Consider the following 14,716-nt stretch of genomic DNA (forward strand, 5'->3'; position numbering starts at 1 on the left):
GCGTCGTGCACACTTGAGTCTGTTCCACTCAAGTCATTGTTGGAGGAATCGAAATGGCACGTGCGGTCGGCATCGACCTGGGCACGACTAACTCCGTCGTCAGCGTTCTTGAAGGCGGCGAGCCCACCGTCATCACCAACGCAGAGGGCGCCAGGACCACGCCGTCCGTCGTCGCCTTCGCCAAGAACGGCGAGGTGCTCGTCGGCGAGGTCGCCAAGCGCCAGGCGGTCACGAACGTGGACCGGACGATCCGGTCCGTCAAGCGTCACATGGGCACGGACTGGAAGATCGAGCTCGACGGGAAGCACTTCAACCCGCAGCAGATGAGCGCCTTCATCCTGCAGAAGCTGAAGCGCGACGCCGAGGCGTACCTGGGCGAGAAGGTCGCGGACGCGGTCATCACCGTCCCGGCGTACTTCAACGACTCCGAGCGCCAGGCGACGAAGGAGGCCGGTGAGATCGCGGGGCTGAACGTGCTCCGTATCGTCAACGAGCCGACCGCCGCCGCCCTCGCCTACGGCCTCGACAAGGACGACCAGACGATCCTCGTCTTCGACCTCGGCGGCGGCACCTTCGACGTGTCGCTCCTGGAGATCGGTGACGGCGTCGTCGAGGTGAAGGCCACCAACGGTGACAACCACCTCGGGGGTGACGACTGGGACCAGCGCGTCGTCGACTACCTGGTGCAGCAGTTCCGCGCCGGCCACGGCGTGGACCTCGCCAAGGACAAGATGGCCCTGCAGCGGCTGCGCGAGGCCGCCGAGAAGGCGAAGATCGAGCTGTCCTCCTCCACGGAGACCTCGATCAACCTGCCCTACATCACCGCCTCCGCCGAGGGCCCGCTGCACCTGGACGAGAAGCTCACCCGGGCCCAGTTCCAGCAGCTGACGGCCGACCTGCTGGAGCGCTGCAAGACGCCGTTCCACAACGTCATCAAGGACGCCGGGATCGCCCTGTCCGAGATCGACCACGTCGTTCTCGTCGGCGGCTCCACCCGTATGCCCGCCGTCGCCGAGCTGGTCAAGGAGCTGACCGGCGGCAACGAGGCCAACAAGGGTGTGAACCCGGACGAGGTCGTCGCCATCGGCGCCGCCCTCCAGGCCGGTGTCCTCAAGGGTGAGGTCAAGGACGTCCTGCTCCTCGACGTCACCCCGCTGTCCCTCGGTATCGAGACCAAGGGCGGCATCATGACCAAGCTCATCGAGCGGAACACGACGATCCCGACCAAGCGGTCCGAGATCTTCACCACCGCCGAGGACAACCAGCCGTCCGTGCAGATCCAGGTCTACCAGGGCGAGCGCGAGATCGCGGCGTACAACAAGAAGCTCGGGATGTTCGAGCTGACCGGTCTGCCGCCCGCCCCGCGCGGTGTCCCGCAGATCGAGGTCGCCTTCGACATCGACGCCAACGGCATCATGCACGTGACCGCGAAGGACCTGGGCACGGGCAAGGAGCAGAAGATGACCGTCACCGGCGGCTCCTCGCTGCCGAAGGACGAGGTCGACCGGATGCGCCAGGAGGCCGAGAAGTACGCGGAGGAGGACCACGCCCGCCGCGAGGCCGCCGAGAGCCGCAACCAGGGCGAGCAGCTCGTCTACCAGACCGAGAAGTTCCTCAAGGACAACGAGGACAAGGTCCCCGGCGACATCAAGACCGAGGTCGAGGCCGCCGTCGCCGAGCTGAAGGAAGTCCTCAAGGGTGAGGACACCGCCGAGATCCGCACGGCCACCGAGAAGGTCGCCGCCGTCTCGCAGAAGCTCGGCCAGGCCCTGTACGCCGACGCCCAGGCCGCGCAGGCCGCGGGCGGCGAGGCCGGCGCCGGCGCCGGTGACGCCAAGGCCGACGACGATGTCGTGGACGCCGAGATCGTCGACGAGGACCGTGAGCGCAAGGACGGTGCCGCGTGACGGAGGAGACCCCGGGCTTCGACGAGCAGCAGCCGCAGTCGGCTCAGCCGCAGCAGCCTGATGTCCCCTCCGGCTCTGACGACGCCGAGCCGAAGGCCGCCCCCCAGGAGGGGGCGGCCCCGGCCGGGGACGCGGCGGCGACGGCCCAGGTGGCCGGTCTGACGGCACAGCTGGACCAGGTGCGTACGGCGCTCGGTGAGCGCACCGCGGACCTCCAGCGCCTCCAGGCCGAGTACCAGAACTACCGCCGACGAGTCGAGCGCGACCGGATCACGGTCAAGGAGATCGCCGTGGCGAACCTCCTGACCGAACTCCTGCCCGTGCTCGACGACATCGGCCGCGCGCGGGAGCACGGCGAACTCGTCGGCGGATTCAAGTCCGTCGCCGAGTCGCTGGAGACGGTCGCGGCGAAGATGGGCCTGCAGCAGTTCGGCAAGGAGGGCGAGCCCTTCGACCCGACGATCCACGAGGCCCTGATGCACAGTTACGCGCCCGACGTCACCGAGACGACGTGCGTGGCGATTCTCCAGCCGGGGTATCGCATCGGCGAGCGCACCATCCGCCCCGCGCGGGTGGCCGTGGCCGAACCGCAGCCCGGTGCGCAGTCCGCCAAGGCCGAGGAGTCCGAGGGCGCCTCCGGTGCCTCCGGTGCCGACGACAAGGAGAGCGGTGGCCCGGACGAGGGCTGACGCAGGCGGTATGCAGGTTGAGCGGAAGGAGGGACGTCGCGGATGAGTACCAAGGACTTCATCGAGAAGGACTACTACAAGGTCCTCGGCGTCCCCAAGGACGCCACCGAGGCCGAGATCAAGAAGGCGTACCGCAAACTCGCCCGCGAGTTCCACCCGGACGCCAACAAGGGGAACACCAGGGCCGAGGAGCGCTTCAAGGAGATCTCCGAGGCCAACGACATCCTCGGTGACCCCAAGAAGCGCAAGGAGTACGACGAGGCCCGCGCCCTCTTCGGCAACGGCGGCTTCCGCCCGGGGCCGGGCGCAGGCGGCGGCTCGTTCAACTTCGACCTGGGCGACCTCTTCGGAGGCGGCGCCCAGGGCGGGGGGCAGGCGGGCGGCTTCGGCGGGGGCATCGGCGATGTCTTCGGCGGCCTCTTCAACCGGGGCAGCTCCGGCACCACGCGGGTGCAGCCCCGGCGCGGCCAGGACATCGAGTCCGAGGTCACGCTGAGCTTCACCGAGGCCATCGAGGGCGCGACCGTCCCGCTCCGGATGTCCTCGCAGTCGCCCTGCAAGGCCTGTTCGGGCACCGGCGACGCCAACGGCACGCCCCGCGTGTGCCCGACGTGCGTCGGCACCGGCCAGGTCGCGCGGGGCTCCGGCGGCGGCTTCTCCCTGACCGACCCCTGCCCCGACTGCAAGGGCCGGGGCCTGATCGCCGAGGACCCCTGCGACATCTGCAAGGGGTCGGGCCGCGCCAAGTCGTCCCGCACCATGCAGGTCAGGATCCCGGCGGGCGTCTCCGACGGCCAGCGGATCCGGCTGCGCGGCAAGGGCGCCCCCGGTGAACGGGGCGGCCCGGCAGGCGACTTGTACGTCGTCGTGCACGTCGACCCGCACCCGGTGTTCGGCCGCAAGGACGACAACCTCACGGTGACCGTCCCGGTGACGTATCCGGAGGCGGCCCTGGGCGGCGAGGTCCGGGTCCCGACCCTGGGCGGACCGCCGGTCACCCTGAAACTGCCTCCGGGCACCCCCAACGGCCGTACGATGCGGGCCCGGGGCAAGGGAGCCTTCCGCAAGGACGGCACCCGCGGGGACCTGCTGATCACCGTCGAGGTGAGTGTTCCGAAGGACCTGTCGGGGAAGGCTCGTGACGCCCTGGAGGCGTATCGCGAGGCGACCGCGGGCGAGGACCCGCGGGCGGAGCTGTTCCAGGCCGCGAAGGGAGCATGAATGTGATGGACGGCCGCCGTCGAAACCCCTATCAGCTGACGGAAGAGACACCGGTGTACGTCATCTCGGTGGCCGCCCAGCTGTCCGGTCTGCACCCGCAGACCCTGCGCCAGTACGACCGCCTGGGTCTGGTCTCCCCGGACCGCACCGCCGGGCGCGGCCGCCGCTACTCGGCCCGCGACATCGAACTGCTGCGCACGGTCCAGCAGTTGTCGCAGGACGAGGGCATCAACCTGGCCGGCATCAAGCGCATCATCGAGCTGGAGAACCAAGTCGTGGCCCTGCAGTCGAGGGTCGCCGAGATGGAGGCCGCCCTCGACGGCGCCGCCGCGACCATGCGCCAGCGCGAGGCGGCGGTCCATGCCTCCTACCGGCGCGACCTGGTGCCGTATCAGGAGATGCAGCAGAGCAGCGCGTTGGTGGTGTGGCGGCCGAAGGGGCGGCAGCCGTCAGACTGACGGTTGGTCACGTGACGTCAGGGGCCCGGAGGTTCAGCTGAACCTCCGGGCCCCTCGCGTGCGCTCGGCGCCGTGCCCGCTCGCCGCTCGCGTTATGAGCCGCTCGGCAGGGTCACGGCCGAGTCCACGTTGGTGAAGGTCTCCGAGCCGTCCTGGGCGACGACCGAGACCACGTAGTGAAGGGTCGTTCCCGCGGGCGCGGTGGTGTCGACCCAGTAGGTGGTGCCCGGTGCCAGGGGTACGTCGTTCACGCGGACGTACTGGCTCGTGGCGCGGTCCCAGCGGTGGACGTTGAGGCCGGCGGCCCCGGTGACGACGGAGTCGTCGCAGTCCGGGTCCACGTTGACGCCCCCCGCCCGGATGCCCGAGGCGTACAGCAGACAGGCCGCCGTCTCCTCGGGGAACGACGTCGGCGTGAGGTCGAGTTCGGTGACCGCGACCTTGGAGGCGAGCTGGCTCCAGTGGTCGACGTTCGGGTCGACCGTGTCGATGAGGGAGTTGCCGTAGATGTCGTGGGCGACGACGATGAAGTGCGTGCTCTCGCCGTCCGCCGCTTCGGGCAGAACGGTTTCGGAGCGGCCGCCGTCCACGGTGCCGATGTACTGGGGGGTGCCCCACTGCGTCGGCTGCTCGTAGACCTCGTACCTGTCCAGGTCGGCGTCCGCGCTGTCGTCCCAGTCCAGCTTGACGCCGTACTCCAGCGGCTCGGCGGTCAGGCCGGTCACGGGCGGCGGCGGGATCTCGTCGCCGGGGCGGGTGACGGTGAGCTCGGCGGAGCCGGTGGACCACAGGCCCGCGGTGTTCTTCCGGGTCATCACGTAGTGGTACGGGACGCCGTGGGCGCCGTCGTAGTCGGTACAGCTGCGGACCGTGTCGCCGGCCTCGTCGGTGCTGGTCTTCCGGCTGCGGCAGTCGGCCGTCGTCCACTGCCTGGAGCCGTCCGCCGAGGTCTCCGAGCGGAGGACGCGGTAGTCGGCCGTGTCGCCGCCCGCCGGCTCCGTCCAGGTGAACACCGCTCCCCAGCTGGGCGTCGTCACGGTCACGTTCTGCGGCGGGGTGATGCTCCGCGTGCTGCGCACGACGCCGGAGGCGGTCGCGTTCCCGGCCGCGTCGATCGCGCTGACCTTGTAGTCGTACGCCGTGCCGTACCGGGCCGAGGTGTCGGTGTAACTGGTGGAGGTGGTGTCGGCGAGCGTGGTGTACGAGGTCGCGGAGACCGTCTTGCGGAAGACGCGGTAGTTGACCGCGTCGGCGGAGGCCGTCCAGGTCAGGTTGTTGGACGCCTCCACGGCGGTGGCGCCGAGGACAGGCGCGGCGGGGCCGGTCACGTCGTCCGTGGGGATCGGGCCCTGGTCGGCACTGCCGGACGACTCGTTGCCCGCCTTGTCGTAGGCGCGGACCTCGTAGGTGTACGACTGTCCGGTGGACGGCGGGGTGTCGGAGTGGCTGAGGTTGGTGGTCGTGCCCACCCTCGTCCAGGCGCTGGTGCCGGCCACCTTCCGGTAGACGCGGTAACCGGCCAGGTCCATCTCCTTGTTGCGCGCCCAGGTGACGACGGCGGTCGTGTACTCGTACGGCTCGATGATGTAGTCGAACCCGGTACCGGTCGGGGCGAGGGGCTTGGCCTGGTCGACCGTGGCCGACGTCCGGGGCGCGTACGCGAACTTGACCTTGGCGGAGCCGGTCCAATTGACGTAGTCGACGCGCAGGGTGTGCTTGCCGGACGGGATGGTGAGGTTGACGGTCTTGGAGACGGTCGTCGAGACGTTCTTCCAGAGGTCGATCTTGCGGGCCTCGGTCGTGCCCGGGTCCAGATAGACGCGGATGCCGTCCAGGCCGGAGACGGAGAGCGTGAACGGGCCGCCGGAGCCGAAATCCCGGGTGACGGTCCAGCGGACACCGAAATTGTTGGACGGCACGCCGGTGGCGGGCGCGCCGGTGCCCCAGTCCTGGTCGATGGCGCTGTCGCAGTCGGTCTTCTTCGGCGTTCCGGAGAAGGAGGTGTTCGCGAAGAACTGCCGTTTGAACACGGGCGAGGCGCACGTCACGGCGGCGGACGCGGGCATGGCGGTCGCGGTGAGCAGACCGCCGGCGGTCGCGAGCACGACAGCGGTCGCCGCGGCGGCCGCTGTACGTCTGGGAGGGGTCACTGGGGTCCTCGGTGGTTCTGGGCTGCTGGTGTGCCGGTGCCTGGGGCTGATGTCGTGCCTGATCGTCGGCGGCCGGGGACGTGTGCCGCCGACGATCGGACCGTCGGGGTGGGGGATTGGTTGTGCGGGTCAGTCCACGTCCGGGGTCCAGCCACGCAGGTAGTCGGCCTTCTCGTACGAGGCGGCCTCCTCGGCGGTGAGCTGGGGACGGTCGGCCGTGGCCGAGGGGACCGAGCCGGGGCCGGTGTTGGCGTACTCGCGGAAGAAGGAGTCCTTCCAGGAGTACGTGGTGCCGCCGGAGCTCCAGTCCTGGTAGGGCGCGGCCTTGATCGCCGCCGGCAGGGACGACTCGCGGATCACCAGGCTGCCCTCGGCGCCGGCGAACGCGGTCACCCAGGGGCGCCCGAGGTGGAAGCTGCTGGCGGGTGCGTCGCTGGTCAGCGTGGAGTCGGTGATCAGGAAGCCGTGGTTCGTGGAGGAGTCGGTCGAAGGGGCGGCCACATAACCGTTGTTGCTGTTCGAGCCCCGGCTGAGGAGCTTGAAGGTGGAGTGGTCGAAGACGGCGGTGGCGTAGCCGCAGACGAAGTCGACGTCACCCTCGACGTAGGAGTTGGTGAAGGAGACCCGGTTGGGGGTCGTGGTCGTCGACTTCAGGAAGAGGGTGTCCTGGTTGCCCAGGAAGCGGACGTCGTCGAAGACGAGCCGGTCGGCCTGGGTGAGGAGTGCGACGGCCTGCTCGTTGGCGTAGGTGCCTGCCGCCTCGTCGTACGAGTTCTCGATGGTGAGGTTGCGGGCCAGGAAGTCCGAGCCCTTCACGTACATGGTCCGGCTGTTCTGCGTGCCCAGTGCGCCGGTGCCGTCGGCGTTGTCGTACGTGATGACGGTCTGGGACGGGTCGTCACCGGCCCCGACGAGCCGGACGTACTTGTTGGTGACCTGGACGAGTTCCCTGTAGGTCCCCGGGTTCACCTGGATGACCTTCGGGTCGGCGGCCGTGCCCGCGCCGAGCGCGTTGAGCGCGGCCACGCTCGTGTGGTCCCCGTGGCCGTCCGCGTCCGCGTCCACGACAGCGTCGGCGCCCGGGACGGGGGCCACCCTGCGGGCGGCTTGTGCGGCCCTGGGGTACGCCCAACTGTCGCAGGTACGAACCGGGTGCGCTGTCCGGTCGTCGTGCCGAGAGGCCCGCCGGGATGCGTGCCGCTTGAGGGAAGCATGGCGCCGTGCGGGCGCAGAAAATCGTACCTTGCCATTATCGTCGGATCGACGATAAGCTTGGGATCATGAACCATGTGCCGTCACGACCCACAGCTCAGGCCTCAGAGACGACCGACGAGGAACTGGCCCAGCTAGCAGCGGAAATGGCCACGAGCTGGGTCTCCGCCGGCACCCCCTTGTCGCAGAACCAAGGATGGGATCTGGTCGGTCTGCAGTACGCCGGGTCCGCGCAGGGCGAGATGCACGCCTGGCGCCGCGTCGGGGCCTGGGAGCAACATCTGGTTCAGGTACTGGCGGCCGATGACGACTCCGAGGAGGCGCGCGGCCGCGTCGCTGTGGCGAGGGCGAGGCGGTCTCGCAGATGCGCGACATGCTTCTCTCCGGCATCCGCTCGGCTGAACAGCTCAACAGGACCTGGATCAACTCCATCGACCCCCGCGCCGAGCTGCGTGCCTTCATCAGCCGAAGCCAGTAGACCGGGCGGACGGGGCAGGGATTCCGACCGACACCACCGAAATGCCTCAGCGGAGGGAGCACCAATGGCCTGTGACTTCTACGTCGCGGGGACCATCGAACTGCGCTCACCAGTCCCGCTCGCACAACTGTGGGAACTGATCGACCAGGACGCGTTCCCGGGAGGGTTCCAGGTCGCGCCGTACGGACTGGACGAGCCGGAGCTGGCCGAACTGGTCACCCGGGCCCACTGGGTGCTCGTTCCGGACGCTGACGCGGGCGCTGACGACCAGGGCCGTCCGCGGGCCATCAAGTACCTGCGTGTGAGCGATCCCGGGGTCGAGTCGCTCGAGGTCGACAAGCGACTTCGGGGCCTGTCGGCGGGGATGGGTGGTGCGGACCATGAGTTCCACGGTCATCTTCGCTACTGGGCTGACACCGGGGGTGATGGTGGCGTGATCGAGCCCTACGAGAACGGCAAGTCGCCGGCGTGGCGCCAGATCGGAGGCCGGTTCTGGTGACGACGCCAGGCGCGTCGGATCGCCAAGACGTTGGAGCAACTGGGCCGAGTAGCCCAGGTTGTGACGCTCCTACAGCCGGCGGATCTCAGCAACATGGGCGGCTGGGCGGAAACGCGTGCTGACGCGTTTGATGTACAGGTCGGCCTGGGACGCGTTCAGCGGAGCACTGTTGTCTGGGTCGAACAAAAGGGCAGCCATGGCCTCCGTACCGAGGGAGTTGATTTCCTTGTCAGTTGTGAAGAGTGAGCCGGTATCCGGTCCCAAGGTCCACACGACACCGCAGGAGTTGGCGACGGAGCTCGCCGTGCTGACCGAGGTCGACTGGCGGAAGGTGTGGCCAGGAGCAGGCGGAGGCTACGAGCCCGACCCCGCGTGGCTCGCCCAGTTCGACTGGCAGGTGATCGACTTCCAGTGGCGCACCAACGACTGGGGGCCGATAACGGTGCAGACCCGCACCGGGAAGCGGCATCACCTGGAGACCACGACGTCCCATTCACAGGATTACGCCCGGGCTTCCCATCGGCTGTGGACCGGCGGTGATCCTGACCGGCACAGGGGGGTGCACGACAGGGAAGCGGCTGAGACGGCCACGGCGTGGGGGGAGTACCTGGCGGCCGCTCGGAGTGTTCTCGGCGCGCCGACATGGGACGGAGCCTGGGACGGCGCCGGATTTCCCGTCAGCTTCGGCAGCAGGTTCGGAGCCCTGGATGAGCGGCGGCGGTACAACCCGTACCGGCTGGCCGTGTGGAATCCGCCGGAGCCCGGGTCCGCCGTGATCGCCCTCGAGGTCTTCGCCGACGGCTACGGCCGACACTCTGTTGACCTGAACCTGCACGATCCCGCGCGCATCGTCCTGGACGACAGCGACGCCGAGGTGGAGAAGGTCGTCGATGTCACCAGGAGGGGAATGGCCCCAGGGGCCCGGCGATTCTTCGGCGATCCGGACCCGGTGGACAAGCCGGACACGACCTGGCAGGACGTGGCCACACAGCTGAGAGCGGTCTCGACCTGGGACTGGGACGCGATCTTCGGCGCCCACTGGTGGAACCGGGCATTCGCCTCGGTCGACGAACTGGAGCGCTGGGCGCGGGGGCTCGGCTGGACCGTGTCCGGCGTCGACACATCACACTGCGTCTCCGTCACCACAGCGGAATGCCTCTCCCTGTGGCTGCCCCCGGTGCTCCGCTACCCCGCACGCGTGAACTGGCTGGAGGCCAAGCTCTGGAGGATCAGCTCCAGGCCCTCCTCGCGCCACCACAGGAATGTGCTCGACCCTGCGGACGCCCTGTGGACGGACTGCATGGCGGCCGCCACCGAGATTCTGGGCGAACCCGGGTACTGCGGTCACCTGCACGGGCCGGGGTACCCGAAAGAGTGGAAGAGTCGGAGCCAGGGCCTGCACTTCAAGATCGACACCCGCTCGGTGGCGATATGGCCCTCGGCGGGCGAGCCCGCTCCCGCCATCGGACTCTTCCTGCAAGGCGGATTCCTGGAGCGGGGCTACGAAGGCGAAGCCGCACAGCTCGACCTGCGGATCTGGCGCCCGGCCACACCCCGCACCATCTGACCACCGCGCCGCGATGTCGGGCGGATCAGATCTCGGGCGGGCGGCAGGTGATGTTGATCAAAGGCCTTCGCAGCTCGCCCGGTTCGAGTGCGGGGCCCAGGTTCACCTTGAGCACGGTGACGCGGTCCTCGGGGTGGCGTTCCCGCCAGATCGTCATCCGGTACGGGCACATGTCCTCCAACCGGAGATCGCGGGGCATGAGCCAGTGGTGCTCGTGCCAGGGCTCGGGGAAGCCCGGGTCGTCCCAGGCTCCCGAGTACTCCGGTTCACCGAGGATGGGCCGGAGGGCCGCTTCGTAGGCGCTCCAGGCGTCGGCCGCCCGGTCGAGGACGGCGTCGTTCTCGGAGGTGTCGTCGGCGCTCAGCCCCCAAGGGGTCCAGCTGACGAGCTTCACCGGCGCCCAGCCACGCTCCTGGGCGGGGTAGAGCGCCATGCCCTGCCCGGTGGAACCGGTGACGTCCAGAACCCACTCGGCGGACCGCGGTTTCCAGCCGAACTGGGCGCACCAGTCCTCCAGCGGACGGCCCGGAGCAGGTGGCCCCGCCCACACCGTGGGCCAGTGCACACGCTCGAGCGCCCGGCACTCGTCGGCCAGTTGGGCGGGAGTGCGGTTACTTCTCGCGGTCGCCACTACCTGTCACCTTTCTCGAAGAGCTTTCTCGAAGACTGTGTCAACGGTGATCCTCTGCGCGGTGGCAGTGCAGTTCGATCCGCGTATCCGCGAGATAAGGCCGTTCCTCGGAGCCCATGCCGAGCAACACGGTGAGTTCGATCAGCGGTGATACCGGGCCGTCGAGGTGCCACAGCGCCAGGCGTTGGGGCCGTGGTGCGCCGCTTCGGGGAGTGTGCCGCGGCACCACGGGGAAGTCACGGGAGTCCAGCGCGCCCTGCCCCGAGGGGGTTCCCAACTCCGCGGTGATGGCGTCCGCGTAGGCCAGCGAGCGCTCGAAGGTCAGCTCGCGCAGCCGTGGGTTCTCGTCGAGCGTCTCCCCGCGGACCGCCCAGACGGTCGAGCTGATGGACGTGACCGGCTGTCTGGCCTTCCCGTGCCGGAGGAAGCGAAAGCGTCCGCCGGGCGCCGTACGCACGTACTGCAGGGGGTTCTGGTGCCAGAGGGGCTCCCAGCTGAGGCCCCCGTACCACTGCTTCAGGTCTTCCTCGTCCTCCGGCATCGCGGACCAGCGCCCGGGCCAGCCGCTGATCTTGAGCGCGAGCAGCTCGTCGAGCACCTGCCGTGGGCTGCGGCCGGCGATCAGGTGGGCCATGGGGTGCGCCTTGTCTCCTGGATTGCTGTGTCCATCGCGTGTCCTCGGCTACTGCTGCCCCGGCCAGTTCGGCGGCGGTCCCTGGGTCCAGCCGCCCGGGGGCTGCTGGGGCGGGCCCGGCTGCTGGGGCATGCCCCAGGCACGGGTGTCGGCCGGCTGTCCCGGTGACGGCCACTGGGTTCCCGGGGCCTGCGGCGGCGCTGGGGTGTACGGCTGCTGCGGTGGCATGGCCTGATGAGCGGTGGCGTACGGCTGCTGGGGCGCTCCGCTGTACGGCTGTTGCGGTGCCTCGGGCTGCTGCACAGGCGTGTAGTGCTGCTGTGGGTCCGGGTACGTCTGCTCGGCGGTGATGGCGGGGGCCGGGCTGTGGTGGGGTGGTGTGTCGAAGCGGGGCAACGGCTGTGTGCTGACCCGGTCCAGCAGGACGACGTTGGGGTTGCAGTCGGCGGCGTGCACCTGCACGGCCCCGCCGGGCTGCCGGTCCACCACCAGCAGGTTGAACTCGGCGAGCGACTGGAGCTGGGTGGGTTCGAGGGCGTACTCGTAGACGCGCTGCCGCCCGGTCGCCAGGCTCGTGCTGTCGCTGTCGCCGGTTGTGTGGGTGGTGGACTCGTTCGTGGTGTGCGTGACGCTGGTGGAGGTGCCGGTCGTCTCGCTGTAGCTGCCGCCGGAGTTGGTGGAGTCCGATGTCGACAGCGGGTTGAACCACCCTTGGTAGGTGGTGGAGTTGCTGCTGCCCCAGTTCTGGCCGCGGGTGACGGAGTGGCTGGTGGTGGTGCCCCGGCTCGTGGAGGAACCGATCGTTTTGGCGACGGACGTGTTGACGGTCCGGCCCTCGGTGTCCGTCAGGGAGTGCAGGACGAAGGAGTGGTGACGGCCGAGGAAGTCGGCGGCGACCGTGGCCTCCTGATGGTTGCCGAGCCGCATGAAGGCGACCGTTCCGCCACCGATCAGTTCTTCTCCGGCTTCCCGCAAATGGGGGTGCACGAAGGTGAGTTGGGCACCGCGGCGTTCGCAGACCTGGGCGAGCTGTTCGAGATGGCGCCGTTGGAGGCCCTGCTCACCGAGTGCCACGACCACGCACGGGGGCTCCTCCTGGAACGAGGAGAGCCGCCGCATCACGCTCTGCATGGCGAGGTCGGCCAGCAGCTCCGTGCTCGCCGAACCGGCGCCGAAGTCGAGGGCCACGCACGTCAGATAGCCAGGACCACGCCCCTCGCGGGCGGTGCCCAGCTGCTCCAGCGGGTGCACGAAGGACGCCAGCCGGAAAAGACTGTCCCGTATCTGGTCCTTGTTCTTGTCACTGAACAAGTCGTCGGCGATGCGGTTGCGCTCCTCCCTGCTCAGGGCCTTGGCGTCGTCGGGCTCACCCACGAGCACGCGCAACCCGGCACCCAGCCGCGCCAGGGACACATTCCCCTCCAGCGCGCCGCACAACTGGGTGAGGATCCGGGTGTTCACGGCCCGCTCGGCCCGGTCCGACTCGAGACTGTCCCCGTGCATGGCCTCGACCAGCGCCTGCACCAGTTCGTCCGGCGCGAGTCCGTGGACGATGCCGCTCTCCGTCATACGGCTGGGCAGCAGTTGTACGTCCACGGGTACTCCGCCCGCCTCGGCGAGCACGGACAGCTCACGGCACACCAGGGCCTGGGTCAGGTCCAGCACGATCAGCGGCCGCTCCCGCAGAGTCGAGGCACCGAAGATCGTGAGGAACCCTTCGCGGCCGCGCTGGCTGCCACCGAAGACGTCCAGCCGCCGGGCGTTGGCGCCGAAGGGCAGAGCGCCCCAGGCGTCCAGGCCGCCGACCCACTGCGTCTGCTGGGCCTCGTGGAGCGTCCAGCGCTGGTGCCATGACTGCCAGTCGTACTGGAACCGCTGCTCCAGAGCCTTCTGCTGGTTGGTGCGGGCGCGGGTGGCGGCGTTGAACCGCCAAGAGGCGTAGGCCACGCGTGCCACCTGGATGGCGACGACGGCACCGCCGATTTTGATCATCAGGGTGCCGAAGAGAAGGCTCAGCAGGTAACACACCACCGCGACAGTGATACCGATTCTCACCGCTGAGCTGATGCGGTCCTTGCGGTCGAGCCGGGTGGCCTGTACGCGGTTCTCGTAGCCGCCGTCCAGCTCCTCGCGCTGCGGCTCGGCTTCGACGAACGGCTGACGCAACGCCTCGGGGTCGCGGTAGATCCAACCGACACGCTGGCCGGCATCGAACAGTCTCAGATACGGGCCGAGCTGCCCGGCCTCGGTGCTTTCGATCGTCATGGGAGGGCTCCAGGCCGGTCAGGCGACGAAGTTCTCAAGCGCGCGTATGCGCTTGTGGAACGGCGGGTGTGTGGACATGAGGCGCGCCATCGGACCCTCCTTGCGGCGGGCGTCGTCGGCTCCCTGCGCGTGCCACGCCGTGAACACGGAGACCAACAGGGGGCCGTAGCCGATCAGGCCCGCGAACCGGTCGGCCCGCAGCTCTCCCTGGCGCCCGGACCAGGCGAGCAGGAACGGTACGGCGTACAGGGCGACCGCGGCCGGGAAGGTGAACAGCAGGCCGATGGCGATGGCGCCGAGGAACAGCACGACGAGTCCGGCGAGAATCTCGGAGACCACGGCGACGCCGCGGATCACGAGCCTCAGGGCACTCATGAAGAGCCGGGCGGGCACGGCGTACCAGTTGCCGAGCAGACCGGACCACGCGTGGCCGCCGACATGGTGGCCCAGTTCGTGGGCGAGCACGGCGGCCAGTTGCTGGGGTGGGAACTTGCGCATGGCGCCGCGCGTCACGGCCACGATGTGCCCCGCGGCGGCCGAGGCGTTGAGCTCGTCGGTGTCCTCCATCCACAGGTCGTACTTCGAGCCGTCGATGCCCGCCCGTTGGGTGACCTCGTCCCAGATCGGCTGGAGCACGGCGAGTTCGCTGCCCAGGGGTTCGCGCATCCTGAAGTACAGCTTCGCGAGGCCACGTTCGGCCGGCCGGGTGAACACCAGGGCGCCCGATGCCACCCAGGCGACGACGAACGCGATGTCCACACCGCTCGGCATGGACAGCGATATCAACAACATCACCAGCAGGCTGCTCAGAAAGAGGGGCAGGTTGAGCAGCAGGGTGGTCACCGACGAGGAGTCGGCACCGCGGCGGACGTCGGGGGTGCCCGGCGGGGCGTATGCGGAGGGGGAGGCGGCACCGGGGGTGGTGGGGATGGCGGGCGCCGGGGCGTACTGCACGGGCTGGGTGTATTGCGCGGGTTGAGCCGTCTGCGGGCTCTGCGGGTTCTG

At 69.3% G+C, this 14,716-nt stretch carries 12 protein-coding genes; 6 read left to right on the top strand and 6 right to left on the bottom strand.

Annotated elements, in window-relative coordinates; genetic code table 11:
• Positions 1-53 precede the first annotated feature (53 nt).
• Genes dnaK through STRBO_RS0101855 form a run of 4 tightly spaced genes read left to right on the top strand, consistent with a single transcriptional unit; the run spans position 54 to position 4,275 of the window.
• Complete coding sequence (dnaK, locus tag STRBO_RS0101840) at positions 54-1,907, top strand: molecular chaperone DnaK (RefSeq protein ID WP_005483619.1); 1,854 nt, start codon at positions 54-56, stop codon at positions 1,905-1,907.
• Positions 1,904-2,596 (top strand): nucleotide exchange factor GrpE, encoded by a 693-nt coding sequence (gene grpE / locus STRBO_RS0101845; protein ID WP_005483620.1) that lies wholly within the window; start codon positions 1,904-1,906, stop codon positions 2,594-2,596. The genes dnaK and grpE overlap by 4 nt, the downstream gene beginning before the upstream one ends.
• Positions 2,597-2,638: 42 nt before the next feature.
• Complete coding sequence (gene dnaJ, locus STRBO_RS0101850) at positions 2,639-3,817, top strand: molecular chaperone DnaJ (protein WP_005483622.1); 1,179 nt, start codon at positions 2,639-2,641, stop codon at positions 3,815-3,817.
• A gap of 5 nt (positions 3,818-3,822) precedes the next feature.
• Entirely contained in the window at positions 3,823-4,275 is a 453-nt protein-coding gene (locus STRBO_RS0101855) for a heat shock protein transcriptional repressor HspR (RefSeq protein WP_020113685.1), read from the top strand.
• A 92-nt stretch (positions 4,276-4,367) separates the two neighbouring features.
• Here the strand turns inward: STRBO_RS0101855 and STRBO_RS0101860 are convergent, their stop codons facing one another.
• Positions 4,368-6,425 carry a fibronectin type III domain-containing protein gene (locus tag STRBO_RS0101860; protein ID WP_005483630.1) on the bottom strand — a complete coding sequence of 686 codons (2,058 nt, stop codon included), beginning with the start codon at positions 6,423-6,425 and terminating at the stop codon, positions 4,368-4,370.
• A gap of 129 nt (positions 6,426-6,554) precedes the next feature.
• Complete coding sequence (locus tag STRBO_RS0101865) at positions 6,555-7,520, bottom strand: pectinesterase family protein (protein WP_005483632.1); 966 nt, start codon at positions 7,518-7,520, stop codon at positions 6,555-6,557.
• A gap of 659 nt (positions 7,521-8,179) precedes the next feature.
• On the opposite strand from STRBO_RS0101865, the gene STRBO_RS0101875 reads away from it, so the two are divergent.
• Together STRBO_RS0101875 and STRBO_RS0101880 are read left to right on the top strand one after the other, a co-directional pair.
• Positions 8,180-8,614, top strand: coding sequence for a hypothetical protein (locus STRBO_RS0101875; protein WP_005483637.1), 435 nt, complete (start codon positions 8,180-8,182; stop codon positions 8,612-8,614).
• 235 nt (positions 8,615-8,849) lie between these two features.
• Entirely contained in the window at positions 8,850-10,181 is a 1,332-nt protein-coding gene (locus STRBO_RS0101880) for a hypothetical protein (protein WP_020113688.1), read from the top strand.
• Positions 10,182-10,206: 25 nt separating this feature from the next.
• Here the strand turns inward: STRBO_RS0101880 and STRBO_RS0101885 are convergent, their stop codons facing one another.
• The 4 genes from STRBO_RS0101885 to STRBO_RS0101900 are packed head-to-tail and all read right to left on the bottom strand — an operon-like array spanning position 10,207 to position 14,665.
• The gene (locus STRBO_RS0101885) at positions 10,207-10,812 is read right to left on the bottom strand and encodes a hypothetical protein (RefSeq protein WP_020113689.1); all 606 of its coding nucleotides are present in this window, start codon (positions 10,810-10,812) and stop codon (positions 10,207-10,209) included.
• Positions 10,813-10,852: 40 nt separating this feature from the next.
• Entirely contained in the window at positions 10,853-11,446 is a 594-nt protein-coding gene (locus STRBO_RS0101890) for a hypothetical protein (RefSeq protein ID WP_005483641.1), read from the bottom strand.
• A 48-nt stretch (positions 11,447-11,494) separates the two neighbouring features.
• A complete protein-coding gene (locus tag STRBO_RS0101895; protein WP_005483642.1) occupies positions 11,495-13,711 on the bottom strand; it encodes a hypothetical protein in 2,217 nt (738 codons plus the stop codon).
• Positions 13,712-13,729: 18 nt separating this feature from the next.
• A complete protein-coding gene (locus STRBO_RS0101900) occupies positions 13,730-14,665 on the bottom strand; it encodes a M48 family metalloprotease (protein ID WP_005483643.1) in 936 nt (311 codons plus the stop codon).
• Positions 14,666-14,716 lie beyond the last annotated feature (51 nt).

The organism is Streptomyces bottropensis ATCC 25435, assembly GCF_000383595.1.
GTDB lineage: Bacteria > Actinomycetota > Actinomycetes > Streptomycetales > Streptomycetaceae > Streptomyces > Streptomyces bottropensis.